Annotated in this window: 25 protein-coding genes; 16 read left to right on the top strand and 9 right to left on the bottom strand. The window is 54.9% G+C overall.

Translation table 11 applies throughout. The features are described from left to right. The first annotated feature begins 217 nt into the window (after positions 1-217). From U869_RS0123455 to U869_RS0123435, 5 genes are all read left to right on the top strand, one after another. Positions 218-1,636 carry a glutamine synthetase family protein gene (locus U869_RS0123455; RefSeq protein ID WP_025121176.1) on the top strand — a complete coding sequence of 473 codons (1,419 nt, stop codon included), beginning with the start codon at positions 218-220 and terminating at the stop codon, positions 1,634-1,636. A 126-nt stretch (positions 1,637-1,762) separates the two neighbouring features. Further along, positions 1,763-3,133 carry an APC family permease gene (locus U869_RS0123450; protein ID WP_025121177.1) on the top strand — a complete coding sequence of 457 codons (1,371 nt, stop codon included), beginning with the start codon at positions 1,763-1,765 and terminating at the stop codon, positions 3,131-3,133. A 99-nt stretch (positions 3,134-3,232) separates the two neighbouring features. Further along, positions 3,233-4,126, top strand: a complete 894-nt coding sequence (gene yddG / locus U869_RS0123445) for an aromatic amino acid DMT transporter YddG (protein ID WP_025121178.1) — start codon at positions 3,233-3,235, stop codon at positions 4,124-4,126. 83 nt (positions 4,127-4,209) lie between these two features. After that, positions 4,210-4,482: a hypothetical protein gene (locus tag U869_RS0123440; protein WP_025121179.1), complete on the top strand. Its 273-nt coding sequence runs from the start codon at positions 4,210-4,212 to the stop codon at positions 4,480-4,482. A gap of 449 nt (positions 4,483-4,931) precedes the next feature. Further along, a complete protein-coding gene (locus tag U869_RS0123435) occupies positions 4,932-5,810 on the top strand; it encodes a nucleoside-specific channel-forming protein Tsx (protein WP_025121180.1) in 879 nt (292 codons plus the stop codon). A 53-nt stretch (positions 5,811-5,863) separates the two neighbouring features. Here U869_RS0123435 and U869_RS0123430 read toward each other — a convergent pair whose 3' ends face one another. The 5 genes from U869_RS0123430 to hutC all read right to left on the bottom strand — a co-directional run bounded on the left by U869_RS0123430 (position 5,864) and on the right by hutC (position 11,469). After that, complete coding sequence (locus U869_RS0123430; RefSeq protein WP_025121181.1) at positions 5,864-6,046, bottom strand: hypothetical protein; 183 nt, start codon at positions 6,044-6,046, stop codon at positions 5,864-5,866. 439 nt (positions 6,047-6,485) lie between these two features. Next, the gene (locus U869_RS0123425) at positions 6,486-8,021 is read right to left on the bottom strand and encodes a serine hydrolase (protein WP_025121182.1); all 1,536 of its coding nucleotides are present in this window, start codon (positions 8,019-8,021) and stop codon (positions 6,486-6,488) included. A 350-nt stretch (positions 8,022-8,371) separates the two neighbouring features. Beyond that, entirely contained in the window at positions 8,372-9,172 is an 801-nt protein-coding gene (hutG, locus tag U869_RS0123420; protein WP_025121183.1) for an N-formylglutamate deformylase, read from the bottom strand. Beyond that, on the bottom strand, positions 9,172-10,392 hold the full coding sequence (gene hutI, locus U869_RS0123415; protein WP_025121184.1) for an imidazolonepropionase: 1,221 nt from the start codon (positions 10,390-10,392) through the stop codon (positions 9,172-9,174). Before hutI ends, hutG begins: the two co-directional genes overlap by 1 nt. 321 nt (positions 10,393-10,713) lie before the next feature. Next, positions 10,714-11,469, bottom strand: a complete 756-nt coding sequence (gene hutC / locus U869_RS0123410) for a histidine utilization repressor (RefSeq protein WP_025121185.1) — start codon at positions 11,467-11,469, stop codon at positions 10,714-10,716. Positions 11,470-11,652: 183 nt separating this feature from the next. On the opposite strand from hutC, the gene U869_RS0123405 reads away from it, so the two are divergent. After that, a complete protein-coding gene (locus U869_RS0123405) occupies positions 11,653-13,023 on the top strand; it encodes a formimidoylglutamate deiminase (protein ID WP_025121186.1) in 1,371 nt (456 codons plus the stop codon). Beyond that, the gene (locus tag U869_RS0123400) at positions 13,023-13,595 is read left to right on the top strand and encodes a HutD family protein (RefSeq protein WP_025121187.1); all 573 of its coding nucleotides are present in this window, start codon (positions 13,023-13,025) and stop codon (positions 13,593-13,595) included. Before U869_RS0123405 ends, U869_RS0123400 begins: the two co-directional genes overlap by 1 nt. A gap of 142 nt (positions 13,596-13,737) precedes the next feature. Here the strand turns inward: U869_RS0123400 and U869_RS0123395 are convergent, their stop codons facing one another. Beyond that, positions 13,738-13,947, bottom strand: coding sequence for a DUF2767 family protein (locus tag U869_RS0123395; protein WP_025121188.1), 210 nt, complete (start codon positions 13,945-13,947; stop codon positions 13,738-13,740). 171 nt (positions 13,948-14,118) lie between these two features. Between U869_RS0123395 and U869_RS0123390 the strand changes: the two genes are divergently transcribed. Beyond that, on the top strand, positions 14,119-14,307 hold the full coding sequence (locus U869_RS0123390; protein WP_025121189.1) for a hypothetical protein: 189 nt from the start codon (positions 14,119-14,121) through the stop codon (positions 14,305-14,307). Here the strand turns inward: U869_RS0123390 and yniD are convergent. Beyond that, positions 14,304-14,411, bottom strand: a complete 108-nt coding sequence (gene yniD / locus U869_RS32625) for a small membrane protein YniD (RefSeq protein ID WP_232785391.1) — start codon at positions 14,409-14,411, stop codon at positions 14,304-14,306. The genes U869_RS0123390 and yniD overlap by 4 nt on opposite strands. A gap of 338 nt (positions 14,412-14,749) precedes the next feature. On the opposite strand from yniD, the gene U869_RS0123375 reads away from it, so the two are divergent. Both U869_RS0123375 and U869_RS0123370 read left to right on the top strand, forming a co-directional pair. Beyond that, positions 14,750-15,136 (top strand): ASCH domain-containing protein, encoded by a 387-nt coding sequence (locus tag U869_RS0123375; RefSeq protein WP_025121190.1) that lies wholly within the window; start codon positions 14,750-14,752, stop codon positions 15,134-15,136. A gap of 6 nt (positions 15,137-15,142) precedes the next feature. Then, entirely contained in the window at positions 15,143-15,745 is a 603-nt protein-coding gene (locus tag U869_RS0123370; RefSeq protein WP_025121191.1) for a hypothetical protein, read from the top strand. 53 nt (positions 15,746-15,798) lie between these two features. On the opposite strand, the gene U869_RS0123365 is transcribed toward U869_RS0123370, so the two are convergent. Further along, the gene (locus U869_RS0123365; protein ID WP_025121192.1) at positions 15,799-16,047 is read right to left on the bottom strand and encodes a DUF1480 family protein; all 249 of its coding nucleotides are present in this window, start codon (positions 16,045-16,047) and stop codon (positions 15,799-15,801) included. Between the two features lie 506 nt (positions 16,048-16,553). Between U869_RS0123365 and U869_RS0123360 the strand changes: the two genes are divergently transcribed. The 6 genes from U869_RS0123360 to U869_RS29645 all read left to right on the top strand — a co-directional run bounded on the left by U869_RS0123360 (position 16,554) and on the right by U869_RS29645 (position 22,513). Continuing rightward, on the top strand, positions 16,554-17,099 hold the full coding sequence (locus U869_RS0123360) for a spore coat U domain-containing protein (protein ID WP_025121193.1): 546 nt from the start codon (positions 16,554-16,556) through the stop codon (positions 17,097-17,099). 63 nt (positions 17,100-17,162) lie between these two features. Continuing rightward, on the top strand, positions 17,163-17,681 hold the full coding sequence (locus tag U869_RS0123355) for a spore coat U domain-containing protein (protein ID WP_037408605.1): 519 nt from the start codon (positions 17,163-17,165) through the stop codon (positions 17,679-17,681). 12 nt (positions 17,682-17,693) lie between these two features. Beyond that, a complete protein-coding gene (locus U869_RS0123350; RefSeq protein ID WP_025121195.1) occupies positions 17,694-18,218 on the top strand; it encodes a spore coat U domain-containing protein in 525 nt (174 codons plus the stop codon). 18 nt (positions 18,219-18,236) lie between these two features. Beyond that, the gene (locus U869_RS0123345; RefSeq protein ID WP_025121196.1) at positions 18,237-19,034 is read left to right on the top strand and encodes a molecular chaperone; all 798 of its coding nucleotides are present in this window, start codon (positions 18,237-18,239) and stop codon (positions 19,032-19,034) included. Positions 19,035-19,166: 132 nt separating this feature from the next. Continuing rightward, positions 19,167-21,575, top strand: a complete 2,409-nt coding sequence (locus U869_RS0123340) for a fimbria/pilus outer membrane usher protein (protein WP_025121197.1) — start codon at positions 19,167-19,169, stop codon at positions 21,573-21,575. Continuing rightward, the gene (locus U869_RS29645) at positions 21,572-22,513 is read left to right on the top strand and encodes a spore coat protein U domain-containing protein (RefSeq protein WP_232785390.1); all 942 of its coding nucleotides are present in this window, start codon (positions 21,572-21,574) and stop codon (positions 22,511-22,513) included. The genes U869_RS0123340 and U869_RS29645 overlap by 4 nt, the downstream gene beginning before the upstream one ends. A 133-nt stretch (positions 22,514-22,646) precedes the next feature. On the opposite strand, the gene rsmF is transcribed toward U869_RS29645, so the two are convergent. Further along, entirely contained in the window at positions 22,647-24,083 is a 1,437-nt protein-coding gene (gene rsmF, locus U869_RS0123330; RefSeq protein WP_025121198.1) for a 16S rRNA (cytosine(1407)-C(5))-methyltransferase RsmF, read from the bottom strand. Positions 24,084-24,201: the final 118 nt, after the last annotated feature.

Genomic DNA, 24,201 nt, shown 5'->3' with positions numbered 1-24,201 from the left:
GAAATTATGACCGATAAGCCGCTGAATCGCCTTTTTTGTTCAATATTCACTAAATCTAGCAGCGGGATGGCCATTATTCAAACCAAAATTAACACTTGCAAAACATTTTTGTTGCAACTATGTTTCATTGGTGGGCATTATATTGAGCAAGATGGTCAATAAACATCGAAGCCAGTAAGTGTGAGAACCACAGACCAAACACAACGGCGGGTGAATCATGCAAACCAACATCGTAGAAGTTGAAAACTTTGTGCAACATAATGAAGAAAGGCGAAGTAGCACGTTCCAGCGCGAAGTGAAGAAGTATCTGGAACGTTATCCGTTAACCCAGCATATCGACGTGCTGCTGACCGATCTCAACGGCAGCTTCCGCGGCAAGCGCATCCCGGTGAGCGGGTTGGGTAAACTGGAGAAAGGCTGTTACTTCCCGGCCTCAGTGTTCGCGATGGATATTCTTGGCAACGTGGTGGAAGAGGCGGGGTTGGGGCAGGAACTGGGTGAGCCTGATCATATCTGCGTGCCGGTAGCCGGCACCCTGACGCCATCGGCGGCCGATCCGCAATATCTGGGCCAGGTACTGCTCACCATGCTGGATGAAGATGGTACTCCCTTTGACGTTGAACCGCGCAATGTGCTGAACCGAGTGTGGCAGCGTTTGCGTCAGCGCGGGTTATTCCCCGTAGTAGCGGTAGAGTTGGAGTTCTATCTCATCGATCGCCAGCGCGATGCGGAAGGTTATCTGCAACCGCCTTGCGCTCCCGGCACCCAGGAACGCAACACCCAGAGCCAGGTTTATTCGGTGGATAACCTCAATCACTTTGCTGATGTGTTGAGCGAGATTGACGAACTGGCCAACCTGCAAGGGATCCCGGCCGACGGTGCGGTAGCGGAAGCGTCCCCGGGCCAGTTTGAAGTTAACCTGCATCACACCAACGATGTGTTGCAGGCCTGCGATCATGCTCTGGCGTTAAAACGGCTGATACGCATGGTAGCTGAAAAGCACCATATGCATGCCACCTTTATGGCCAAGCCTTATGAGGAACATGCGGGCAGCGGCATGCATGTGCACATCAGTATGCTGGATAAGCAAGGCAACAACGTGTTTGCCGATGCGGATGGGGAAGACTCCGCGCTGTTGAAGCAGGTGCTGGCTGGCATGATCGCGTTGATGCCTTCCTCTATGGCCCTGTTGGCACCCAACGTCAATGCTTACCGCCGTTTCCAGGCGGGAATGTATGTACCTACCCAAGCCTCCTGGGGCCATAACAACCGCACCGTAGCGCTGCGTATTCCCTGTGGCGATCGCGACAGCCACCGCGTGGAGTATCGCGTAGCGGGGGCCGATGCCAACCCTTATCTGGTGATGGCGACCATTCTGGCCGGGATTGTCTATGGCCTCGATACTCAATTACCGCTGCTGGAACCCGTGACCGGCAACGGGTTGGAGCAGGAGGGGCTGCCGTTCCCAATTCGCCAGAGCGATGCGCTGTATGAGTTCGAACACCAGCCAGTGCTGAATGCGCTGCTGGGCGAACGCTTCAGCCATGTCTACCTGGCCTGTAAAACCGATGAGTTGCAGCAGTTTGAAAAGCTGATCACCGAAACCGAAATCGAGTGGATGCTGAAAAACGCCTGACGACCTCAGACCGATCCTACCGCGCGCCGGCGCATTCCCGCGGGTTCCCTGTGGCCTGGCGAAGCCGTGCGCGACGGTGATGACTTCTTCCAACTTGGCGTACAGGACGCCGGTGAGGAATAACCCATGACGATAAGTGCCATCGACGATAATGGCGCGGGCAAACCGCAACTGCGCAAGACATTGAAACTGTGGCAAGTGGTGATGATGGGCCTGGCCTATCTGACACCCATGACGGTGTTTGACACCTTCGGTATCGTTTCTGGCGTGACGGACGGTCACGTTCCGGCGTCTTACCTGTTGGCGTTGGCAGGGGTGTTGTTTACCGCCATCAGCTACGGCAAGCTGGTGCGCCAGTTCCCGACGTCGGGGTCGGCTTACACCTATGCGCAAAAGGCCATCAACCCGCACGTGGGTTTCCTGGTTGGCTGGTCATCGTTGCTGGATTATCTGTTTTTGCCGATGATCAATACGCTATTGGCGAAAATTTATCTCACGGCGCTGTTCCCTGAGGTTCCACCCTGGATTTGGGTGGTAGGGTTTGTGATCCTGATCACCGCTATCAATCTGAAAAGCGTCAGCCTGGTGGCGAACTTCAATACCCTGTTTGTAGTGGCACAGATAGCAATTATCGTGGTGTTTATCTTCCTGGTGGTACGTGGACTGCACAATGGCGAAGGCATTGGCCACGTGTGGAGCCTGCAACCCTTTATCAGTGAAAACGCTCATCTCTTACCGATTATTACCGGCGCCACCATTCTGTGCTTTTCGTTTCTGGGTTTTGACGCCGTCACTACGCTGTGCGAAGAAACGCCGGATGCCGCCCGTGTGATACCGCGTGCTATTTTCCTTACCGCGCTCTATGGTGGAGTGATCTTCATCAGCGTGTCGTTCTTTATTCAACTGTTCTTCCCGACGTTGGAGCGTTTCAAACAGCCGGATGCGGTCTTGCCAGAAATTGCCCTGTACGTCGGAGGCAAATTGTTCCAGTCGATCTTCCTGTGTATCACTTTTATCAACACCCTCGCGTCGGGTCTGGCTTCCCATGCCAGTGTTTCCAGACTGCTGTATGTGATGGGGCGCGACAATGTGTTCCCGGAAAAATTCTTTGGCTATGTGCATCCCAAGTGGCGTACGCCAGCGCTTAACGTACTGTTGGTCGGTTTGGTGGCGTTATCGGCATTGTCTTTCGATCTGGTGACGGCGACTGCGCTGATCAACTTTGGCGCGCTGGTAGCCTTTACCTTCGTTAATCTTTCGGTGATCAGTCATTTCTATATTCGCCAAGGACGTAACAAGAGCTGGAAAGATCGCTTCCACTACCTGATTTTGCCGATGGTCGGGGCGTTGACAGTTGGGATCTTGTGGCTGAATCTGGAGAAAAGTTCCCTGACCATGGGGTTGCTGTGGGCGGCGCTTGGATTTGGTTATCTGGCTTATCTCACCCGTCGTTTCCGCCAGCCTCCGCCGCAGTTGGAGCGCCAACCTCAACAGTGATCGGTATAGGCAAGGGCGCAGCGATGCGCCCTTTCTTTTTCCTGCGCTGGGCAGTAGAGTAAAAAATCGTATAAAAATAACCGATTGGATCTCACGCCGATGTCACCGTTGTCCGTTTCTCATAAAGCTACCTTGCTCGGCCTGCTGGCCATTGTGTTATGGAGCAGCGTGGTTGGTCTGATCCGTAGCGTTAGCGAAGGCCTTGGGCCGGTAGGCGGAGCGGCGATGATCTACAGTGTGGGCACGCTGTTTCTGCTGGGGGTGATGGGTGTCCCCAAGCTGCGTGAGTTCCGCCGTTCTTATCTGATCCTCGGTAGCCTGCTGTTTGTGCTGTATGAGATCTGCCTTTCACTGTCGCTTGGCTATGCCAGTAACCGCATGCAGGCCATTGAGCTGGGGATGATCAACTATCTGTGGCCCTGTTTTACCGTGCTGATGGCTATTCTGTTTAACGGCCAGAAGGCCAAATGGTGGGTGCTGCCTGGCTTGCTGCTCTCCCTGTTCGGCATTGGCTGGATCATGAGTGGCAGCGGTGGCTGGGCCCCGGCGCAAATGTTGGCCAACGTGCGCAGCAATCCGTTGAGTTATACGCTGGCGTTTAGCGGCGCGGTGATTTGGGCCGTTTATTGCAACGTGACCAAGAGGATCGCCCAGGGCAAAAACGCGGTGGTGCTGTTTATCAGCCTGACCGCTCTGGCGCTGTGGCTAATCTATCCCTTCAGCAATGAAAGCGGCATGCATTTTAGCCTGCCGGTTGTGGTGGCGTTGCTATGCGTGGGAACGGCGATGGGAGCGGGTTATGCCGCCTGGAACGTCGGGATCCTGCATGGCAATATGACTCTGCTGGCGACCGTCTCTTACTTTACCCCGGTGTTGTCATCGATCTTTGCCGCCGTGGTGCTCAGCACCGCACTGACTCTCAACTTCTGGCAAGGGGTGATGATGGTGACGCTAGGATCGCTGATTTGCTGGCGGGCCACCCGCGCAAGCTGAGCCAAATTTTACCGGTGCAGGCGGCAGAAAACTGAATTTCGAGCTAATCTCAAGGTAAGTATTCCGCCAGAAGGAACGGGAAAATGAAAAAAGATATTCAATTTATTCAGCAGCCAGCGTTGAATGGCCACAGTTTCAGCACCGGCGATATCGTTCGCCTGACTACCGCTAACCTGCCGCACGAGTACCAGTTGGATGTGATGATCCTGCGCCGCGACGACAAGCTGATCCACGGCTCAGTGGTTGTGGCTTCACCGAAAACCGATATCCCGGTCAGCCAATGGGAGATAGCCACTGGTGATGAAGTGGTGTTCCGGCAAGAGAATATCGCCAAGGCGGTACCTGGAGCCCGCTGACAAAACCACCTGACCGCGCCCCTCTCCCAAAGGGAGAGGGGACTGAATGTGCCACGCATTACTCCCACATCTGACCTTAGCATTGGCGCAGCATGCAGCGCCCATCATCAGCCTTAGCCGACATTTTGTCGGTTTTTTTACGCGCTTTGTTACCGTTGGTTAAAATTTTGTGTCGCACAAAAAGACACCAAAGGTCGTGGTTTGACATCCCTTGACATGATGAAAATCACATCAAAAATGTTTTGCCGTGCAATTTGTTTTAAAAAATGAGAACGCAATCGATTACTCAATGGTAAAATGCCCAACTGGATCACAGATTATTACAGTGAGAGCTTTCTATAATGCGCACGGCAACCCGCAATAGGTAACCATTCGTTTACAGCAGGCATCGCCAGACTCATCATCATTCTAACGGGCAGGGAATGGCCCACTCAGCATGTGGTAATAAAATGAAGAAAATAGTTCTCGCAGCAGGTGTGCTTCTCTCCGCGTCTTTCAGCCCCGTTTCCATGGCGGCAGAAAGCAAAGACAGCCAGTTTGTTTCAGACTGGTGGCATCAGAGTGTCAACGTAGTAGGCAGCTACCACACCCGCTTCGGGCCGCAGCTGAATAATGATCTGTATCTGGAATACGAGGCCTTTGCCAAGAAAGACTGGTTTGATTTCTATGGTTACGTAGACGTGCCGAAGTTCTTCGGCGTTGGTAACACCCCGGACCGTGGTATCTGGGACAAAGGCTCACCGCTGTTTATGGAGATCGAACCGCGCTTCTCCATCGACAAACTGACCGGCACCAACCTGGGCTTCGGGCCGTTCAAAGAGTGGTATTTTGCCAACAACTATATTTACGACATGGGGCGTAACGATGCCTCCCGTCAAAGCACCTGGTATATGGGTCTAGGTACCGATATCGAAACCGGCCTGCCGATGAGTCTGTCGATGAACATTTATGCCAAATACCAGTGGCAGAACTATGGTGCCTCCAACGAGAACAGCTGGGACGGCTATCGCTTCAAGGTGAAATACTTTGTGCCATTGACCGAAATGTGGGGCGGCAATGTGAGCTACATCGGCTTCACCAACTTTGACTTTGACTCCGATCTGGGCAGCGACGACTTTGTGGTGAATGGCCGTCAGGCGCGTACCAGCAACTCCATCGCCTCCAGCCACATTTTGGCGCTGAACTACACTCACTGGCATTACTCCTTCGTCGCACGTTATTTCCATAACGGTGGTCAATGGAATGATGGGGTGGATATCGGTACGCCGCAGGGGCCAATCAAGTCTACTGGCTGGGGTTACTACCTGGTTGCCGGTTATAACTTCTGATTTTCCGTGGTATCAGAAACAGGAAACCCCGCACTGGCGGGGTTTTTTTATCATCATTTCAGGTAGCTTTCCGCCGGTAAATGTTTAACAGGCATAACCAGTTTACCCTTGATAACGTAGTACTCATTGTCGATCCACTTGAGGATTTGCTCACGGCTGACACCTTCAAATTGCGCATAACGATAAATATCGCCATCAAAGTGCAGCTGGATGTACTCCATCAGCGTCATATGCATGGGTATAGCTCCTAAACGCCCAGCGGTAGCTAGTTTGCCAGGTTGAGCGGTCGAGGTTTGCAAGGCCTAAATGTAAATTATTAGTAACGAAATCGCAACAAAAAGCACTGATAAGCGTCGTATTGATCGTGAAAAGTAGCAAAATAGTGCCCGCACAGGACGGCGGAAAATTGGCTATCATCACTTGACGATGACATAAGATGGTATTTGAGGTGCAACGAAAATCAGTAGATTTACTCATTTTTGTGGCCCATTCAAATTATTGGATGGCGTATTTTGCTGCAAGAGAAATTTACGAAGTTTGTTCGAGTATTACGAATAGTTTTTCACGTGAATAATTTCTGGCCTTATAGCGATGAGCGAGTATTGAATAATTGATGTGAGTGATGTATTAAGCAGCAAAGCGGGCGCAGCATACGGCGCCCCACAACGATAACAGTTAGCAATGAGCGCGGATGTTGCGTTTGAACGTGAGCACCCGGCTGCGGCTGGCGATCAGATCAACCTGGTAACCGCGGAAATACAGGCAAAATCGATTCTGGTTGGGGCCATCGTTGCTCTCAACCAACATCCGCCCGTCCCCCAGTGAACTCAGCGTGCCGGTTTGCACCGCCGGACCAACCCCGATGTGGATCTGATTACCGCAAATTTCGAATGAGGTGCGGTACTGTGGATGATACCAGTGGCCCTGAACCTGCTTCAGACAAACCGTTTCTCTAGCTACCGGCAAAAAGCGACGTGCAACGTGTCCCACTTCACCTTCTACGGCTTCACCTGTCCACTTAAGGCGCATTGGCTGATGGGCCGAAAGGGATACGGCGTAGCCGTCTTCACTTTGGTACAGCGGTTCGTTGCTGCCCAGATAAGCCACGTTGCCCCCTGTCACTTCCAACCAGTAAGGTTCCGCCCGGGTGGCATAGAGCCCGTCCGGGATCGCCGTACTGCGCTGGGGCAGAGGCTCACTGAGCAGTGCCGCCATGACCTGTAAAATGATGGCAAAGCTGTCGCAGTCCTCACGGTTGGCGACCAGCAGGGCACCAGCTTGCCGATCGGGTGCCAGGAGGAAATAGGTCTTATAGCCCGCATGAGAGCCGCCGTGGCCCAACAATGTCTGAGTGCCTAGAGGCGTCTGCGCCAATCCCAGTCCGTAACGGCTTATTTGGCCCTCACTGAGCCGACGCGGGGAGCTTAGCTGCGTCAAAACCCCTTTGCCAGGACCAGTATTGGCCAACAGGCACTGCAACCAGCGGGTGAGGGCGTTGGCACTCCCTGTCAGGCTGCCGGAGGCGGAGAGGTGTAAACCGGCACTGGTTTGCTGCCAACCGTTGGCCGCATGCCAATAACCTGGCACCAACCCTGGCACCACATCAAACCAGCTTTCGGGGGCCTGTAACTGCACGGCAAGCGGGCGGGCCAGATGCTGCTGTATCAGCGTGTCAAAAGCATATCCTTTTGCCTTTAACGCCGCCTCTACCAGCCGGTATCCGGTGTTGGTGTAAGCGATCTCCTGGCCCGCCGGGTAGTTGAGCTGGGTGAGGCTCTGGATAAAGGCCATCACCGGTTGGGCTTCACTCACTGTGCTGACCGAGACGCCAAGCAATCCCAGCGTTTGCCGAATATCGGGCAGCCCACTGGTCATGTCTAAAGCCTGGCCAACCGTCACCTCCGCCAGCTGTCCGTGTAGTTCGGGTAGTAAATTGCCCAGGCATTCGCCCAGCCGCAGGCTGTTGTCGGTGGCATTGAGCGCCAGTGCGGCAAAGATATGTTTGGTGATTGAGGCATAGCGCACCACGCTATCGGCGGTGAAGGGATCGTTGCGTGCCAGATCGGCCAGCCCAGCGCAGACCACCGCCTGGGTAATATCCGTGTCAAACAGGGTGATAGCCCCACCGGGTTGGCCTTCAGTGTGCCAGCCTGCCAGCAGTTGAGTGGCGGCTGCCTGTGCGGCGCGCCAGTTTAGCGGGGTTTCAGACATAGTTTCCTCCTGGGATAACGAACGCCACTTATCACGTGGCCTGGTATACACGAATGTCTACCACAGCCACGGTGCAGAAGTGGTTGGCGGGTATGGCAAGGGTGGATTTTCAAGCCCTGGTTTGTGTCGTAAGGCACGGGGGAACATGGGCTGAAAGTGGTTCGATTGTGGCGCATGGTAAACGTCACGGGCCGCTGTTTTGTGCGCTGTTCAGACCAGTGACAAACCTTTCCATCAAAATTGCGATGCAGAGCTCAAATCGTCATGGAAGGATAAGCAAGACATGAGGGGGATATCGCAAAAGTCAGGTCCACTCCGGTGCAACAACTGCACCGGAGTGGAGGAACGGGCTAGCGCTGCTGCTCGCCCCAGGCCAGCATACTTTCGATCATCTGCTGCAATAGGCGTTGTAACGGCGCAGCCCGCTCGGCATCAAATTCGAATGTCTGCTCGGACATATAATTCACCTGGGCCAACTCCAACTGCACCGCATGCTGTTGTTCCTGCGGTTGCCCATAGGCGCGGGTAATATAGCCCCCTTTGAAACGCCCATTGAGTACATGGCTGAACTGCTGTTGTTGCTGACAGCAGTTGACCAGCCTATCGCTCAGTGAAGCTGGGCAGCTTTCGCCCCCGTTGGTGCCCAGGTTAAGATCGGGCAGCTTACCGTCGAACAGGCGTGGTATCACGGAGGCGATCGAGTGGGCGTCAAACAGTAGGGCATAACCGTGCTGGGCTTTCAGCCGCGTCAGCTCGTTTTGTAATTGCTGATGGTAGGGCTGCCAGATATTTTGCAGATACCCGGCCCGCTCCTGATCCGAAGGGGCGGCGTCCGGCCGAAAACTGGGGCGGCCATCGAACAGGACATCCGGGAACAGGCCGGTGGTGGCCGTGGTGTAGAGCGGTTTGTCATCGGCCGGGCGGTTCAGGTCGATCACCAGGCGCGAATAGTTACCCACCAGAATACTGGCCCCCATGGCACGGGCAAAATCGTACAGCCGTGGGATATGCCAATCGGTATCCTGCAGGGGACGGGCCTCATCGGTTAGCCCTTGCTCAACCGCAGGCGTCAACCGGGTACCGGCATGGGGGATACTGATCAACAGCGGCAAATGACCGTTGTGGAAATCGAAAGGATCGCGGATTGACATTAACGGAGTTCTCCTCGGAAAATCACCTTGCAGGGCAGTTGTCCGCCCAGCCAGTAAGCCAGCTCTGCCGGATGTTCCAACTGCTGCCAGTAAACGAAATCGGCCATTTTGCCCACCTCCAGAGAACCATGAGTTTCCTGCAGGCCCAATGCCTTGGCGGCATGCAACGTGACGCCTGCCAGTGCTTCTTCCGGCGTCAGGCGGAACAGGGTGCAGGCCATATTAATCATCAGACGCAGCGATAATACGGGGGAGGTGCCAGGGTTGGCATCGCTGGCAATGGCCATCTTGACGCCGTGTTTGCGAAACAGTTCAACCGGTGGGCACTGCGTTTCGCGTAACATGTAGTAGGCACCCGGTAACAGTACCGCCACGGTTCCGGCCGCAGCCATCGCCATTGCATCTTGTTCGGTGGCATATTCCAGGTGATCGGCGGAAAGGGCATGATGCCGTGCCGCCAAAGTGCTGCCACCAAGTGCCGAAAGTTGCTCTGCGTGCAGTTTAACGGGCAATCCAGCCTTTTCTGCGGCGGCAAAGACCCTCTCGACCTGCTCAGGTGAGAATGCCAGATGTTCGCAAAACGCATCCACTGCATCGGCCAATCCTGCCGCAGCGGCTTCAGGGATGATGGTGTTGCACACCAGGTCGATATAGTCGTCGCTGCGCCCGGCGTATTCCGGTGGCAGGGCATGAGCGGCCAGGCAGGTGGTTTTCACCTCGAGCGGTAATGTTGCGCCTAACTCACGTGCCACGCGCAACATTTTCAGCTCGCTGTCCAGCGTTAATCCGTAACCGGATTTGATTTCTATGCAAGTGACGCCTTCGGCCAGCAGCGGTAGCAGGCGGGGCAACGCCTGTCCCAGTAAATCGAGTTCTTCTGCGTCGCGCGTGGCTTTGACCGTGGAGATAATGCCTCCGCCCTGAGCGGCAATCTCTGCGTAGCTTACCCCGTTCAGACGTTGTTCAAACTCACCACTGCGGTCGCCGCCAAACACCAGATGCGTATGGCAATCCACCAGACCGGGGGTGATGATGCCACCGTCAAGCTGCACATTCCTTGTCGCCGTTATGGCAGGCATCGATGCCTGTTCACCCAGCCAGATAATCTTGCCTGCGTGCATAGCGATCGCGCCGTTGCTGATGATGTGATATCTGCCGTCACGCATGGTGACGATATCGGCCCCGCGCCACAGGCTGTCGCAGTGGATCTCAGACGTCATGGTGTTTCCGCTCCCACATGGTTGTATATACAATTAAAAACAACCTAGCGCATTCATCGGGCTGGGACAAGAGAGGGGATAAAAATTTGTTATCAAGATGTGATGAAACGCGAAAAAGGTAGCATTTAGCTGCGGTGAATTTCCCCTCACCCCAACCCTCTCCCACAGGGCGAGGGAGCTGCTACAGTGCACGGGTCAGGTATCTGCGTAGGGGCGCTGCATGCTGCGCCCGTGCTAAGGTCAAATTCGGGATTCAATGGGTGGCACATTCGGTCCCCTCTCCGTGGGGAGAGGGCTAGGGTGAGGGGGCTGTCACCAGGGTTAAACCTGATTGGTAAAGCGGCCAAACAGCTGATAGCGGCTGCCTGGATAGAGCAAACGTGCAGAGGTCACCACCATTTTACCCGACCAGGTGCGGCGATGGATCAGCAGGCCCGGCTCGTGGTCTTCCAATTGCAGCAGTTCAAGCTCATGCTTGGTAGGCACTACGGCTTCGACAATATGTTCACCTGCAGTCAGCGGAGCCGACTGGGTCAGGTAAATATAAGGCGTAACCCGATCGAAATCCTGCTTCATATAATCGGGAGCCGCCAGCGGGTTGACGCAGCGATCTTCTACCTGCACCGGCACGTCATTCTCGTAATGCACAATCTGTGAGTAGAACAGCTGCTGGCCCGGCAGGATCCCCAGCGCAGTAGCTTCTTCGGCGCTGGCCGGTCTGGCGTCAAGCTGCAGGATCTTGCTGCTGTGGCGGTGGCCACGGGCGGCGATCTCATCGGCAATATTGTGTACTTCCAGCAACGCGGTATGCGCCTTGGCCTCGGCGACAAAGGTGCCAACGCCCTGCATGCGGATCAAAAAGCCTTCGCTGGTCAACTCACGCAAGGCCCGGTTGATGGTCATGCGGCTGACGCCCAGTTCGCTGACCAGTTCACTTTCTGAGGGAACGCGCTGATGTGGTTGCCAATGGCCTGCACGGATTTGGCTTACGATGGCCTGTTTGACCCGTTGATAGATCGGGGCGGGGGTTTCGCTCATTGCTGCAGCCAACTGCAACACGGTCTGTTGATCTACCACGACGTTAACCTCGTCAAATAAAAAAATAATAACACCAGTTTACTGTTGATGTTGGAGATACGTATATGTATATACAAGTAAGCGTCCGTTCACCAGATGATTGAAACTGGTTTACAAATTTTTTACCTGCGCGGCGTGATTGTCGTGCGTTCTTAGCCGTTACACCTACTTTGGAATACTGCTATGCCTGCTTATTTTGCCTCTCGCGCACTGCTTCCGACCGGTTGGGCTCACAACGTGCGGCTCGACGTTGATGCGCACGGCCAATTGGCCCAAGTGACCCCCCATGCCGACCCTGACGGTTGCCTGCGCCTGCACGGTGATGTGGTGCCGGGCATGCCGAATCTGCACTCTCATGCTTTCCAGCGCGCGATGGCCGGGCTGGCAGAGGTGGCGGGCGATCCACAAGACAGCTTCTGGACCTGGCGCGATCTGATGTATCGCTTGGTCCAGCGCTTAACCCCGGAGCAGGTTGAGGTTATTGCCCGCCAACTGTATATCGAAATGCTCAAGGGCGGCTATACCCAGGTTGCCGAGTTCCATTATCTACATCACACGCCGGAAGGAAAACCCTATGCCGACCGCGGTGAAATGACCGGGCGTCTCAGCGAAGCGGCGCATCAGGCGGGTATTGGCATGACGCTATTGCCCGTGCTATACAGCTATGCCGGGTTCGGTGCCCAGCCTGCGCAACCGGGGCAAAAGCGCTTTATTCAGAATGTAGATAGCTACCTCGAACAGCAACAGGTGATCGCTCGCCAACTGGCTGACCAGCCATTGCAGAATCAGGGGCTGTGCTTCCATTCGCTGCGGGCAGTGGAATTGGGGCAGATGCAGCAGATCCTGGCGGCGTCTGACCAGACCTTGCCGGTGCATATTCATATCGCCGAGCAGCAAAAAGAGGTCAACGACTGCCTCGCCTGGAGCGGTCAACGCCCGGTAGCTTGGCTGTATGAGCATTTACCGGTTGATAGCCGCTGGTGTCTGGTACATGCCACGCATCTGGATCGTGAAGAACTCGAGCAGTTGGCCCGCAGCAAAGCGGTGGCCGGATTGTGCCCAACCACCGAGGCCAATCTGGGTGACGGTATTTTCCCTGGCGACAGTTACCTGCATCATCAGGGCAGCTGGGGCATCGGTTCGGACAGCCACGTTTCCTTAAACGTGGTGGAAGAGTTACGCTGGTTTGAATACGGGCAGCGGCTGCGCGACCAACGCCGCAACCGCCTGACTACGCCAGAACAACCCGCAGTGGCTGATGTGTTGTATCAACAGGCGCTACGAGGAGGCGCTCAGGCCTGCGGTACGGCAATTGGCAAGCTGGCAGTCGGCTACCGTGCGGACTGGCTGGTGCTGGATGGCGACGACCCTTATCTGGCGTCTGCGCCGGATGCTTCTATCCTCAACCGCTGGCTGTTTGCCGGGGGCAAAGAACAGATCCGTGACGTGTTTGTTGCCGGTCGGCAGGTGATTGAGCAAGGGCGCCATGCGTTGCAGCAACAAAGCAGCGTCGAGTTCCTACAGGTACTGAAAACGTTCCAACAGGAGGCGTAATGAAACTGACTCGCTTCGACTTTGCCGCACTGCCGGTCAGTCCTTGGCGTAACGGCGGCGGTGAAACGCGTGAAATTACCTGCCAACCGGTGGGGAGTGCCGATTTCGGCTGGCGTGCCAGCATTGCCACCATCGCTCAGGATGGGCCATTCTCGGCTTTTAACGGCATTGACCGTTCAATCACCTTGTTGGAAGGCGATGGTGTGCATTTGTACAGCGCCGGCCAGGTCGATCACCGTTTGCAGCATATCGGCGAGCCGTTTGCCTTTTCTGGGGATGTGGCACTTGAGGCCAGCTTATTAGGTGGCAGCAGCCAGGATTTCAACATCATGACGCGCCGGGGCCACTACCAGGCGCAGGTGCAACGCATTGTCGAAACCATTGGCCTGTCGTTGCAACATGCTGGCGTGTTGTATGTGCTGCGCGGGGAATGGCAGTTGCCAGACGGCAGTTTGCTGGCTGCTCGACAAGGCTGCTGGTGGCTGCCTGGAGAGGGGCCGCTGCGATTGGTGGCGCAGGGGAATGATGCGCAGGCCCTATGGGCGGATATCGTACCCACTACGCTGCTGTAGGGGGGCATAGCCGCCTATTGTTGTGACATTCTGGACTATTCTGATTACTCCCCTGCGGCTGGCGTGAGAATATACCATCAAGAGAGGCCGGGCTTGCATACCTTGGGCTCTCGCCGGATCGCCAACCATTTCGGTTGGCGATTCACTTGCCATCTTTCAGCATGTTGATCGCGGCAGCGATCAGGATGCGCTGTTCAATATCGTGGCTTTCTGCCTGACGCTGTGCCAACTGCCTGGACAGGCTCTCCACCGACAACTCCTCACCGCGATGGCGCAAGTGCATCACGCAGTCGCCAATCAAGCGGGCAACCTCATCCCATACTGGTTTGATCTCCTGTTCCGAGAACTTCATCGCTCACCTCGGCTGGTTGATTTTTGCTCAATGTAGCAGTTGCCAACCGGTGACGCCACCCGTCAGACCACAGAGAAAATAAAACCGGAAGTATAAAGATTATCCCATCAGTGTTTCTTCTGGTTTTTATATTGAATACTGGTCTGGTCAAATCACAGAGGGGGCGAAAAGATGAAACTGGTCGAACAATTAGCGGCTTATTATCAACTTAGCCGACATGCAGAAGTGAAAAATCGCTGGTGCCGTTGGTGGCTGCCGCAGGGTGAGGCGCGGATTGCCTATTTACGCGAACTGCTGGAGCCGACGGCCAAAACGCCAGCCGCCCGAGCGCGAGAGGTGGCTGACAAAGCGCAGAATTAACTGAAGACGATAGCCGCCCAGCGCAGCAACAGCAGGGCCAGACAGATCAGCACCAGGATCACAAACATTTTCCAGTGTTTGGTACGCATACGCTTGGTTGGCAATTGGGGTTCCTTACTTTCCGTTAGACACAGAGATACCAAATACCCACAGCGAGCAGGGAGATGGCCATAAATGTGATGATTTTCAGTAAATCACTGAAGGTGTCATCGGGATCTTGCTCCGCCTTGTTCATATTACTGCCTTGGCAGTCTGACTGCCAATGAGTACATCTTGATCCACAGTATGAATGCTGCACCGGGTTACGCACAGATCTTTAACCGTAAAGTCAGGTAAAAATCAGCGGTTAGCAGCCTGTGCGGCAACTCGATGGGTGCAGAGGTTGGGGAATACGGTGTAATATTGTTTGAGCGTCCGTGAATCAATCAATAAAGGTAAAGTAATGGCCATTCCTGAAAAGTATGAAAATCTAGAGCGTTGGGCGTTTGGTGACACCGAACAGCAGGCGGATGAGTTGGTGAAGCTGGTGCTGGATGGCGTCAAGACCGCAACTTGCTCCAATCTGGATGGCGAAGGTATCCCGCAGCCCGGCGATGTCTTTGTGGTGGTTGACGGCAAGAATGAGCCGGTGTGTGCCATTGAACTGACGGCGGTAGATATTAGCACCTATGAGCAGGTGGATGCGGCTCATGCCCTGGCGGAAGGCGAAGGTGATCGTACGTTGGATTACTGGCGCAAAGAGCACAAACGCTTCTTTGAAGAGTACGAATTGTTCTCACCGGATATGACGCTGGTGCTAATGCACTTCAAGGTCATCGAAAAGTTTTAAGTGCAGTTGCCGTCTGAAGTTCCCTATGTGTGCCAATGGGCGACGCCAGAGCTGGCCGCCGATCTGTTGGCCGGGCGTATCTCGTTGGCGGACGATGCTAACTGGGCACTGAGCGGTGCAGGCAGCCGGGCGGAATATGTCGAGTGGGCCAACCACGTATGCGGCATGGCCTGCCTGAAGATGGTGTTGACCCACCGGCACGGCACGGCACCGCCGCTGCTGGAACTGGCACGCCGTAGCTTGCCGTATGGGGCTTATGTTCGTGACGGTGAGCGGATCAAGGGGCTGATTTATGCGCCCTTTGTCGTGTTTGTTCGCGAGCAGTTTGCGCTAACGGCAGCAGTACATGTTGATATCGATGAACACCAACTGCCGCTGCTGCTAAAGCAACACCGTTATTTTATCGCTTCGGTGCATCCGAGTATCCGGCAATCGACGGCTCAACCACCAACGCGGGGCGGGCATCTGGTGTTGGTGTTTGCGGCAGATCGGCACTGTGTCACCTTTCATAATCCCTCCGGCGATAGCTGCGCCAGCCGTCAGCAGGTGACGATTTCACTGGCAGATTTCGGCCGTTTCTTCGCCGGGCGCGGGATCGCCATCGCATAAAGTCACGCGCTGTGCCCAGTGGGAACACGGCGCGTCCTTTCACCAAGCATTATTTACTCCAGCCGCATCACCCAGGCATCGGCATGCCGATCATAATGTTGTTTGAACAGCAGCGAGTGCTGGCCATTCAGCATGGCCGGGATACTGGTGTGCTCGTCCCAACCGTCCAACTGCATGCACAGATCGGGGTCCGATTTGCAGGGAATTGCCAGGGTGACTTTCCCTTCGGCGTGTTCGGCTGCTGGCGTTAAATGCGCGTCATCAACCTCGAAGCTGCCTATTTTCACGACGGTTTTGCCCATTGGAACTCCTTGCTGAAACTAGTGGTATGAGGTGTGACCAGTTATTGTCACCCAATAAGCATAGACAATGGGACGAAAAAGTCACAAAAAAACTACCATGAGCCCTTATTCATTGCGCCAATGGAGCGAAATTCAGCCGTTGTCGATCAATTAATTGCCGGTGTAAATATTAGCATTTTTCACTATCGCGTTTTTTAACCATTTTTAAGGTGATACTTGGCCTCGTTTGCTGGAGTAATATTTGCTAAAAATTTCAAAAACGGTTTTTTATCCTTATTTTATTGAAAGTCATGAAATTGCGCTTAAGCTAAATTTATTAATCTATATTTAACCACGATAGCCTGAGTCACAGGTTGTTGCCGCCAGGGTTCCCTTGCAAAAAAACAGAACCCGGCTCGAACGTCGTTCTTGGCAGTTTTTGGCAGTGAGTGGATCCACCAGAGAATTTCCATACGCAACCTGGTTGCATGAATACACATCGGTGTAAGTTGTTATTGGGAGTTATCATGGGCGAAAAAAAAAGTGTATTACTGGCTTTGCTGGCTGCTGCAACCTTGACGTTGGCCCCAGGTGTGCAGGCTGCGGGGCTTTTGACAGGGCAAGTAGGCATTCAACTGACGATTGGTAGCGGCTGTACCGTGGGTAACGGCGGCACGACCGGCGGCACCAACCAATGGGGTACCTTGAACTTTGGTAGTTACTCCGATCTGACCAGCGTCATCAACGGTACGGTGTTTGGTGCCAATGGCTCCAGTGCTGTCACCATCACCTGTAGCACAGGCCTGAGCCCGACGCTATCGCTCAATGGCGGTCTGGCGGCAACGGGAGCGCTGCGTGCCATGAGCTCCGGTGGCACCACCATTCCTTATCGCCTCTATTCCGATACCGCGCGTACCACGGAAATCGCCATTAATACGCCGATTGCCTTGACGACGGGCACTACCGCACAAAACATCCCGATTTATGGCCGCGTATTACCTGGCGACCAAGCCAGCACCACCCCGACCGCAGGGACCTACAACGATACCGTAGTCGCTACGCTTTCCTGGTAAGGCTGTTATTCCGTCGGGGGTCAATCTGCCCCCGGCTGGTTTTCTATTCGGGAAGGAAAGAGCATGGGGATCAAGGTACTGCTGTTATTGCCAGCGATCCTGTCGCTGTCGATGTTGCTCAGCATTCCCTTAAGTCAGGCAGCGACGATCGGCATTGCCGCTACGTTACTGCCCGCCTGTGAAGCGGGAACGACAACGTCTGGCAACACCAGCTTTGGCACGATGAATTTCGGTAATTATGCCTCTCTGAGCAGCTTGATCAACAAGGCTAGCGCCCAGTTGGCGGGCTCCATTCGCGTCAAATGCGTCAGCGGGTTGAGTTATAAAATCTTGCTGGATGGAGGCAGTAGCGGTGTCGTGACCAATCGCAAAATGGTGAATACCACCAATAGTGCGATCAGCGTACTTTACAACCTTTATACCAATCAACCCGGTGGTACGATTTGGGATAACACTACCGGGTTGAGTGATACGGGCAACGGTGCCGATCAATGGCATACCGTGTATGGCCGTGTCCCGGCGCAAACCACACCGGCTGCTGGTGTTTATCTGGATACGGTGAATGTCACCGTGTCCTGGTAGTAGGAGGCGAGGATGCGCTACGTCTCCTTAATCCTGTTGCCGCTGATCATGTGTGCAGCGGTACGTGCCGCCACGCCAATCACCAAGACCTTTACCGTGACGGCGACCCTGACTAACGGCTGCGCTTTTGGCAGTTCGCTTTCCAGCCCAACGTCCAACCTCGGTACTATCAACTTCGGCACCATGACGACCATTGCCAGCAACGTCGATACCGTGAGCAGCGCCGGTGCCGGCTCGGTGGTGGTGACCTGTACTCCGGGAGCCACGGTCACTATTGCTATGGATTACGGTATTCACGGCGGCAATGCCACCCGGCGTTTCATGCAGAACACCGCCAATAGCGACACGCTGGGTTATCAGCTGTTTATGGATGCCAACCGCAGCCAGGTCTGGGGCAATGGCTCCTTGGTCATGTCTATCCCCAGCTTTCCCAGTACCACCCAAACCTACCCGGTTTATGCCCGTTTATACGCCGTGACCACACTGCCTTCGGCAGGTAACTATACCGATACGGTCACCGTAACATTAACTTATTGAATCATCAGGATATGAGCCATGTCGATCTTGCTTAAACGCCTTACCCTAGCCGCATTACTGAGTTATACCCTGTGTACTTCAATCACCGCTCAGGCCGCCAGCTCGGTGCTGGTCTGGCCGGTGTATCAAATCATTGAATCCGATCAGAACGGCTCCGCCTTATGGCTGGAAAATCGCGGGGCAGAACCCGTTTCGTTACAGGTACGGGTGCTGGCGTGGAAACAGGAAAATTTTAACGAGCGCTATGCCGATCAAAATAATGTGGTTGCCAGCCCACCGTTCGCCACCGTACCGCCAGGGCAACGGCAATTAATCAGGCTGATCCGCAACACGCCGGTACCGGCCAATACCGAGCAGGCCTACCGCATTATCGTTGATGAAATCCCGTCGCCGATCAACGGCGCAGCCGGGGGGCAAAGCAAGGCGGTGGTTGGGCTGCAATTGCAGATGCGCTATCTGCTGCCGCTGTTTATGGATGGCAGCGGTTTGTGGACCAACGAACGTAGCGATATCAAACGCGATGCCTCCACGGCGACGCGCCCTGTTTTGCAATGGCATACGGTCAATGACGGCGGTAAAACCTTTTTGCAGGTCCGTAATACCGGCATCGTACACGCACGGCTGAGCAATGTGTTCTGGTCACAGCCTGGCAATCAGCAGCAGGGCGTGAAAACCATGAATGCGGGCTTTATGGGCTACGTACTGCCGGGGCAGTCGATGCGCTGGCCGGTGCCAGCCGGGGTTAGCCCTGGCGCGCAGCTCAATGCGCAAATTGCCGACAATACCAAGCCTATAGTCATTCCACGCGGCGAATAGCGTCAGGAAGCGCGACGAAAGTCGAACCGAGCCATTACCCGCCGCGGTCATCAGTATCCGCTGTATTGCCGGGGTGGCCTGTGCCTGCTTTGCCTGAGTGCCTTTGGCGCGCAGGCGCAGGAATACTCATCTTTGCCCGATGCCCCACGAGCGGCGCCGGTGATCACCAATGCGATGTTCTATCTGACCCTGGTAGTCAACGGCCAGAGCGATGGGCAGGTGGTGCCGGTGACCTATCGGGAAAATGCGTATTACGTCGAGGCGGGAGTGCTGGCTAAAAATCACGTACATACCAATGGTCAGCAAGGGTTGATCAAGGTCGAGGCGTTGCCTGAGGTGAAGGTGAAATATGACTCCGCCGCTCAGCAGCTGATTTTGCAGGTGCCGGATACCTGGCTGCCAAAACAGGACGTGGGCGGCGGCGAACTGATGAACTACACCCCGGCACAAAGTAGCACCGGCCTGTTGCTGAACTATGACTCCTACTATACCGATCCTCATGGTGGAGCCCGGTCGGTGGCAACCTGGATGGAGCAGCGCCTGTTCAGCAATATGGGCATTATCAGTAATACCGGCACCTACCGTTACAATATCGATACGGTATCGGCTGAGGGGGGCAGTGCCGTACAAGACAGGTTTCTGCGTTACGATACGTTCTGGCGCTACAGTGACGAAAAAGATCTGATCAGCTATCAGATTGGGGATTTTATCAGCAACTCGCTCACCTGGAGTAATTCGGCCCGTATGGCAGGATTACGCATCAGTCGCAATTTTTCCCTGCGCCCGGACCTGGTGACCTATCCTTTGCTGCAATACAGCGGTACTGCGGCGGTACCCAGCACCGTCGATTTATTTCTCAACGGTTTCAAAGCCAGTAGTAATAATCTCAACTCCGGGCCATTTACGCTCACTAACGTGCCTTATATCAATGGGGCCGGTGAGGCGACGATCGTGACCACCGATGCGGTTGGGCGTCAGGTCTCTACCACGGTGCCGTTTTATGTTTCCAACACCCTGTTGCGTAAAAACCTCAGCGACTTTGATGTCTCGTTAGGTGCGGTGCGCCAGAACTATGGCGTCTCCAACGGTGACTATTCCGACGCCGCGTTTAGCGGGATTTACCGCTACGGCTTGAGCAACTACCTGACACTTTCCGGACATAGCGAGGCCACACAGGGCTTGGCACTTGGTGGGTTAGGGGCGGATATCGCGGTAGGAACATGGGGAACGCTAAGCTTGTCTGGCAGCCAGAGTAAAGCTAATCATCCGCCAGTGGCAACCAGCGTTGTGGTGAACGACCAGATCGATGCGCCGAACACGCCGGGAATGCCCGACCCCAACGGTGAGGTCGACAATCCTCCAGGTACCAACGTGACGGATAAAAAAGATGGTAGCCAGTACACACTGGGCTACACCTACAGTTCCACGCTGTTTAGCTTTTCTGCTCAGCGGGCGTCGCGCACCGTGGGCTATCAGGATCTCACGTCTTACACCAGCGACACCCGGCTGAGCCGTAAATCCGATCAGGCCACGTTTAGCGCTTCGCCGTTTGGCTCGCACAATGGCACCCTGGGGCTGGGCTACTACGATGTGCAGGCTTATGACAACTCGCATACCCGCCTGGTGAACTTCTCCTACAGTCGTGCCTTGTGGGGCCAGAGCAGCATGTTTGTCTCGCTCAACAAAACGCTGGGGGATAACGGCTACAGTGCGCAACTGCAATTTATTATTCCGCTGAGCAGTGATGTCAGCCTTAATGCCGGGCTGGCACGCAACAATACCGGGAATTATCAGCAACAGATGGGGGCCAGCAAAGCGGCCCCTACCGACGGCGGTATGGGGTGGAATCTGGCCTACAGCGGCGGCAACGGTGACTACCAGCAGGCCGATGCCACCTGGAAAACCCGCTATGCCACCCTGCAAGGCGGTATTTTTGGCCCGCAAGGTGAATATACCAATTGGGCAGATCTGAGTGGCTCGGTGGTATTTATGGCCAATTCCTGGTTCCTGTCGGACAAGATCAATGACGCGTTTATCGTGGTTGATACCGATAATTATGCCGGTGTCTCGGTGCTGTACGAAAACCAGAAAATGGGCACCACTGACAGCAACGGGCACCTGCTGATCCCGTCGATCAGTTCGTACTATCCAGCCAAGGTGGAGATCGACACACTGCCATTACCGGCGGACGTGGTGGCCAACCAGGTCAACAATCGCATTGCCGTCAAACAGGGCAGCGGGATGGTGGTGAAATTCCCGGTACAAAAAGTCCTTTCAGCCAATATCACGTTACATGATACCGCCGGGGAGCCAGTGAAACTGGGCACGTTGGTCACTGAACAAACCACCCAGCAAACGACCGTTGTCGGCTATGACGGGCTGGTGTATTTCTCCCATTTACAACCCCACGGCCAGTTAAGTATCCAGCAGGAAGATCGCTCAATATGCCGTGTGGGTTTCGATCTGGATCCCAATTATCACAGCATTGAACAGGTCGGGCCGTTGGTCTGCCAAGACAGTGCCGAAGAGAAAAAATCATGATCATGTATTTACGATGGATGCGAGCGGGATTGGCATTGTTGCTGTTGGTCGGCTGTATGCCATCAGGGTGGGCGGGCTGTACCGCCACGGTAAGCGCGGGTAACCTGGGCACGCAAAACTCTTATGATGTCAGCAGCACCCCGTTGACGACTTCTGTGAGTAGCGGGCTGAAATGTACCGGCTCGCTGCTTAATCTTGGTGGCACCAATACCATTACTGCCGTCATCGGGGCGACGTTACATCCCGATGTCAACCAGCCGCGATTATACAGTGCGGCAACGGGTCAATACCTGCCTTACAATCTGTGCAAGGATAGCGGTTGTGGCGCCGTCTATGTTCAGGGCAGCAGTATTATCTGGAGCAGCACCACCGCACTGGACTTATTGGGTTTATTCACCTCGCCGGGCGGTACGCTGCCGATTTTTATCCGGCCACAAATGAGCTCTAATCTGGCTGCTGGCACCTATACGGACACCATTCCGATCAATTGGAGCTGGAACATCTGCACGGTAGCGATTGGTGGCATTTGTGTTCCTGACACAGGGAGTATTACGAGCGGTTCCGCTATCAGCCTGTCGCTGGTTGTCACTAACTTTTGCTATATCGACAGTGCGCCGAACGTCGGGTTCGGTACTGCGGCGTTACCGTCGGGCCTGACTACGGTAGTATCTAATACCATCAGCGTGCGCTGCACCCTCAACGCCAGTTATTCGGTTAACCTGACCAGCAGCGTGGCCAGTTCGGGGCAATATCGCCAAATGGCGTCTACGGTAAACGGGACTACCAGCTATATTCAGTATCAGTTGTTCAAAGGGGATGGCACTGTTTGGACCGCCGCCACCAATAGCAATGCGATGGGCGCTGGTACCTCGCAATCTTTCCCCTATACCGCTTCGGTTAACCTGTCGCAAAACAATCAGCCGGCAGGGGGGGTATAGTGACACTGTCACGGTCACGGTGGCTTATTAAATTCCCCCCACACTCTGAACCTGACAGCAGCTCAGAACTAGCTCCCTCTCCTTTTTGGGGAGAGGGTTGGGGTGAGGGGAAGATGGCTATCACTGGATCGCGTTATTGATGGAAGTCCAGCACCCCGTCGCGCACCAGTTCGCGGGGCAGGCTGTTCTTGATCCGGCTGCCGATCAGTTTGGCTAAACCTAGCGGCTGCTGCTGATAGCTGACGATACACTCATTGTTCTGCGGGGGCTGCGATGGGTAGATATCGCGGCCGTGAAACCATTCTTTTGCCAGGGCGGCATCGAGCTCAAAAGCGTGTGGGTTATTGCTGCCAGCCAAGGCGATCACCGCCTCATGCTGCCAGCGAAAGCCTTTTGGGAAGCGTTCCGCCAACTTTAGGCCAATGCGTGAAAAACGCACTTTGTGGATCAACGGTTCCAGCTCAGCCGGAAATAACCAGATTTCTTTATCCCGCGCCCATAACTTGCTGGTTTCATCCCAGGCTAAGCCCGAGACTGCGGCAGCCTGTGCCACCAATGCGGACTCTTGAGCCGAAAGGGGGGCAAATGGGAATTTACCCAGCTTATAGTTCGGTTTGGCCAGGGCCGGAACGCTGTGATTTTTACGTAACCGGGCGACGAAGAAACCTTCGCTGTCATAAATCTGCGGGAAGACGTGCAGAAACCCTTCGGCAGTCAAGGCAAGCTCCGCCTGTGGGAACAGATCGCCCAGCGGCTCAACGCTGACGGCATCACCATAGGTTGCCAACAGTTGGTTGACTACCTGCTGATTTTCCTGAGCATTCAACGTACAGGTTGAGTAAACCATCACACCGCCAGGTGCCAGGGCGTGAAAGGCGCTGTCGATCAGTTCCCGCTGGGTTTGCGCGATGCTGGTGACGCTTTCCAGTGACCAGTTGCTCATCGCATCCGGATCTTTACGCACCACGCCTTCGCCCGAGCAGGGCGCATCCAGCAAGATGGCATCAAAGCTTTCCGGTAAGGCAGCACCAAATACCCGCCCGTCGAAATGGGTCAGCGCCGTATTTTTGACGCCGCAGCGGCTGATGTTGGCGTGTAGCACCTTGACCCTGCTGGCCGAATATTCATTGGCGACAATGCCGCCCTGATTGCCCATCAACGCGGCGATCTGGGTCGTTTTGGATCCCGGCGCGGCGGCCACATCCAGCACGCGGTGCGGAGTTTCACGCCCGGCAAACAGGGCACTCACTGGCAGCATGGAGCTGGCTTCCTGAATGTAGAACAGGCCGCTTAAATGCTCCGCCGCGCTGCCCAGCCGCAATGCGTCGTCCTCGCGCTCGATCCAGAAGCCTTCGGGGCACCAGGGGATAGGCTCCAGCCGCCAGTCGTAGTCTTTGACCAATACCAGAAAGTCCACCACGCTGATTTTCAGCGTATTGACCCGCAGGCTGCGCCGCAAAGGGCGTTGGCAAATAGCGATGAAATCATCCATGGATAGATGGTCAGGCATGATGGCGCGCGTAGCGTCGAGAAATGCAAGGGGCAAAAAAGCAGGGGCAGGTTTAGCCACAGGGGGACTCTCAGGGCGGAAAAAAATCGAAGGGGCTAGTCTATCATAAACTGCCACCCTGAGAAAATCGGCAAGACTCGATCAATGAGATTGAGGGTGATGCGGGGGATCGGCAGGG

The organism is Serratia sp. H1w (assembly GCF_000633355.1).
In the GTDB taxonomy this organism is placed as follows: Bacteria; Pseudomonadota; Gammaproteobacteria; order Enterobacterales; family Enterobacteriaceae; genus Chania.
This window is presented reverse-complemented; position numbering and strand designations above follow the sequence as displayed.

Excerpts from the sequence above, each read along its gene's own strand:
- U869_RS0123455 (WP_025121176.1), top strand. The coding sequence starts at position 218 with ATGCAAACCAACATCGTAGAAGTTGAAAACTTTGTGCAACATAATGAA.
- U869_RS0123450 (WP_025121177.1), top strand. The coding sequence starts at position 1,763 with ATGACGATAAGTGCCATCGACGATAATGGCGCGGGCAAACCGCAACTG.
- yddG (WP_025121178.1), top strand. The coding sequence starts at position 3,233 with ATGTCACCGTTGTCCGTTTCTCATAAAGCTACCTTGCTCGGCCTGCTG.
- U869_RS0123440 (WP_025121179.1), top strand. The coding sequence starts at position 4,210 with ATGAAAAAAGATATTCAATTTATTCAGCAGCCAGCGTTGAATGGCCAC.
- U869_RS0123435 (WP_025121180.1), top strand. The coding sequence starts at position 4,932 with ATGAAGAAAATAGTTCTCGCAGCAGGTGTGCTTCTCTCCGCGTCTTTC.
- U869_RS0123430 (WP_025121181.1), bottom strand. The coding sequence starts at position 6,046 with ATGCATATGACGCTGATGGAGTACATCCAGCTGCACTTTGATGGCGAT.
- U869_RS0123425 (WP_025121182.1), bottom strand. The coding sequence starts at position 8,021 with ATGTCTGAAACCCCGCTAAACTGGCGCGCCGCACAGGCAGCCGCCACT.
- hutG (WP_025121183.1), bottom strand. The coding sequence starts at position 9,172 with ATGTCAATCCGCGATCCTTTCGATTTCCACAACGGTCATTTGCCGCTG.
- hutI (WP_025121184.1), bottom strand. The coding sequence starts at position 10,392 with ATGACGTCTGAGATCCACTGCGACAGCCTGTGGCGCGGGGCCGATATC.
- U869_RS0123405 (WP_025121186.1), top strand. The coding sequence starts at position 11,653 with ATGCCTGCTTATTTTGCCTCTCGCGCACTGCTTCCGACCGGTTGGGCT.
- U869_RS0123400 (WP_025121187.1), top strand. The coding sequence starts at position 13,023 with ATGAAACTGACTCGCTTCGACTTTGCCGCACTGCCGGTCAGTCCTTGG.
- U869_RS0123395 (WP_025121188.1), bottom strand. The coding sequence starts at position 13,947 with ATGAAGTTCTCGGAACAGGAGATCAAACCAGTATGGGATGAGGTTGCC.
- U869_RS0123390 (WP_025121189.1), top strand. The coding sequence starts at position 14,119 with ATGAAACTGGTCGAACAATTAGCGGCTTATTATCAACTTAGCCGACAT.
- U869_RS0123375 (WP_025121190.1), top strand. The coding sequence starts at position 14,750 with ATGGCCATTCCTGAAAAGTATGAAAATCTAGAGCGTTGGGCGTTTGGT.
- U869_RS0123365 (WP_025121192.1), bottom strand. The coding sequence starts at position 16,047 with ATGGGCAAAACCGTCGTGAAAATAGGCAGCTTCGAGGTTGATGACGCG.
- U869_RS0123360 (WP_025121193.1), top strand. The coding sequence starts at position 16,554 with ATGGGCGAAAAAAAAAGTGTATTACTGGCTTTGCTGGCTGCTGCAACC.
- U869_RS0123355 (WP_037408605.1), top strand. The coding sequence starts at position 17,163 with ATGGGGATCAAGGTACTGCTGTTATTGCCAGCGATCCTGTCGCTGTCG.
- U869_RS0123350 (WP_025121195.1), top strand. The coding sequence starts at position 17,694 with ATGCGCTACGTCTCCTTAATCCTGTTGCCGCTGATCATGTGTGCAGCG.
- U869_RS0123345 (WP_025121196.1), top strand. The coding sequence starts at position 18,237 with ATGTCGATCTTGCTTAAACGCCTTACCCTAGCCGCATTACTGAGTTAT.
- U869_RS29645 (WP_232785390.1), top strand. The coding sequence starts at position 21,572 with ATGATCATGTATTTACGATGGATGCGAGCGGGATTGGCATTGTTGCTG.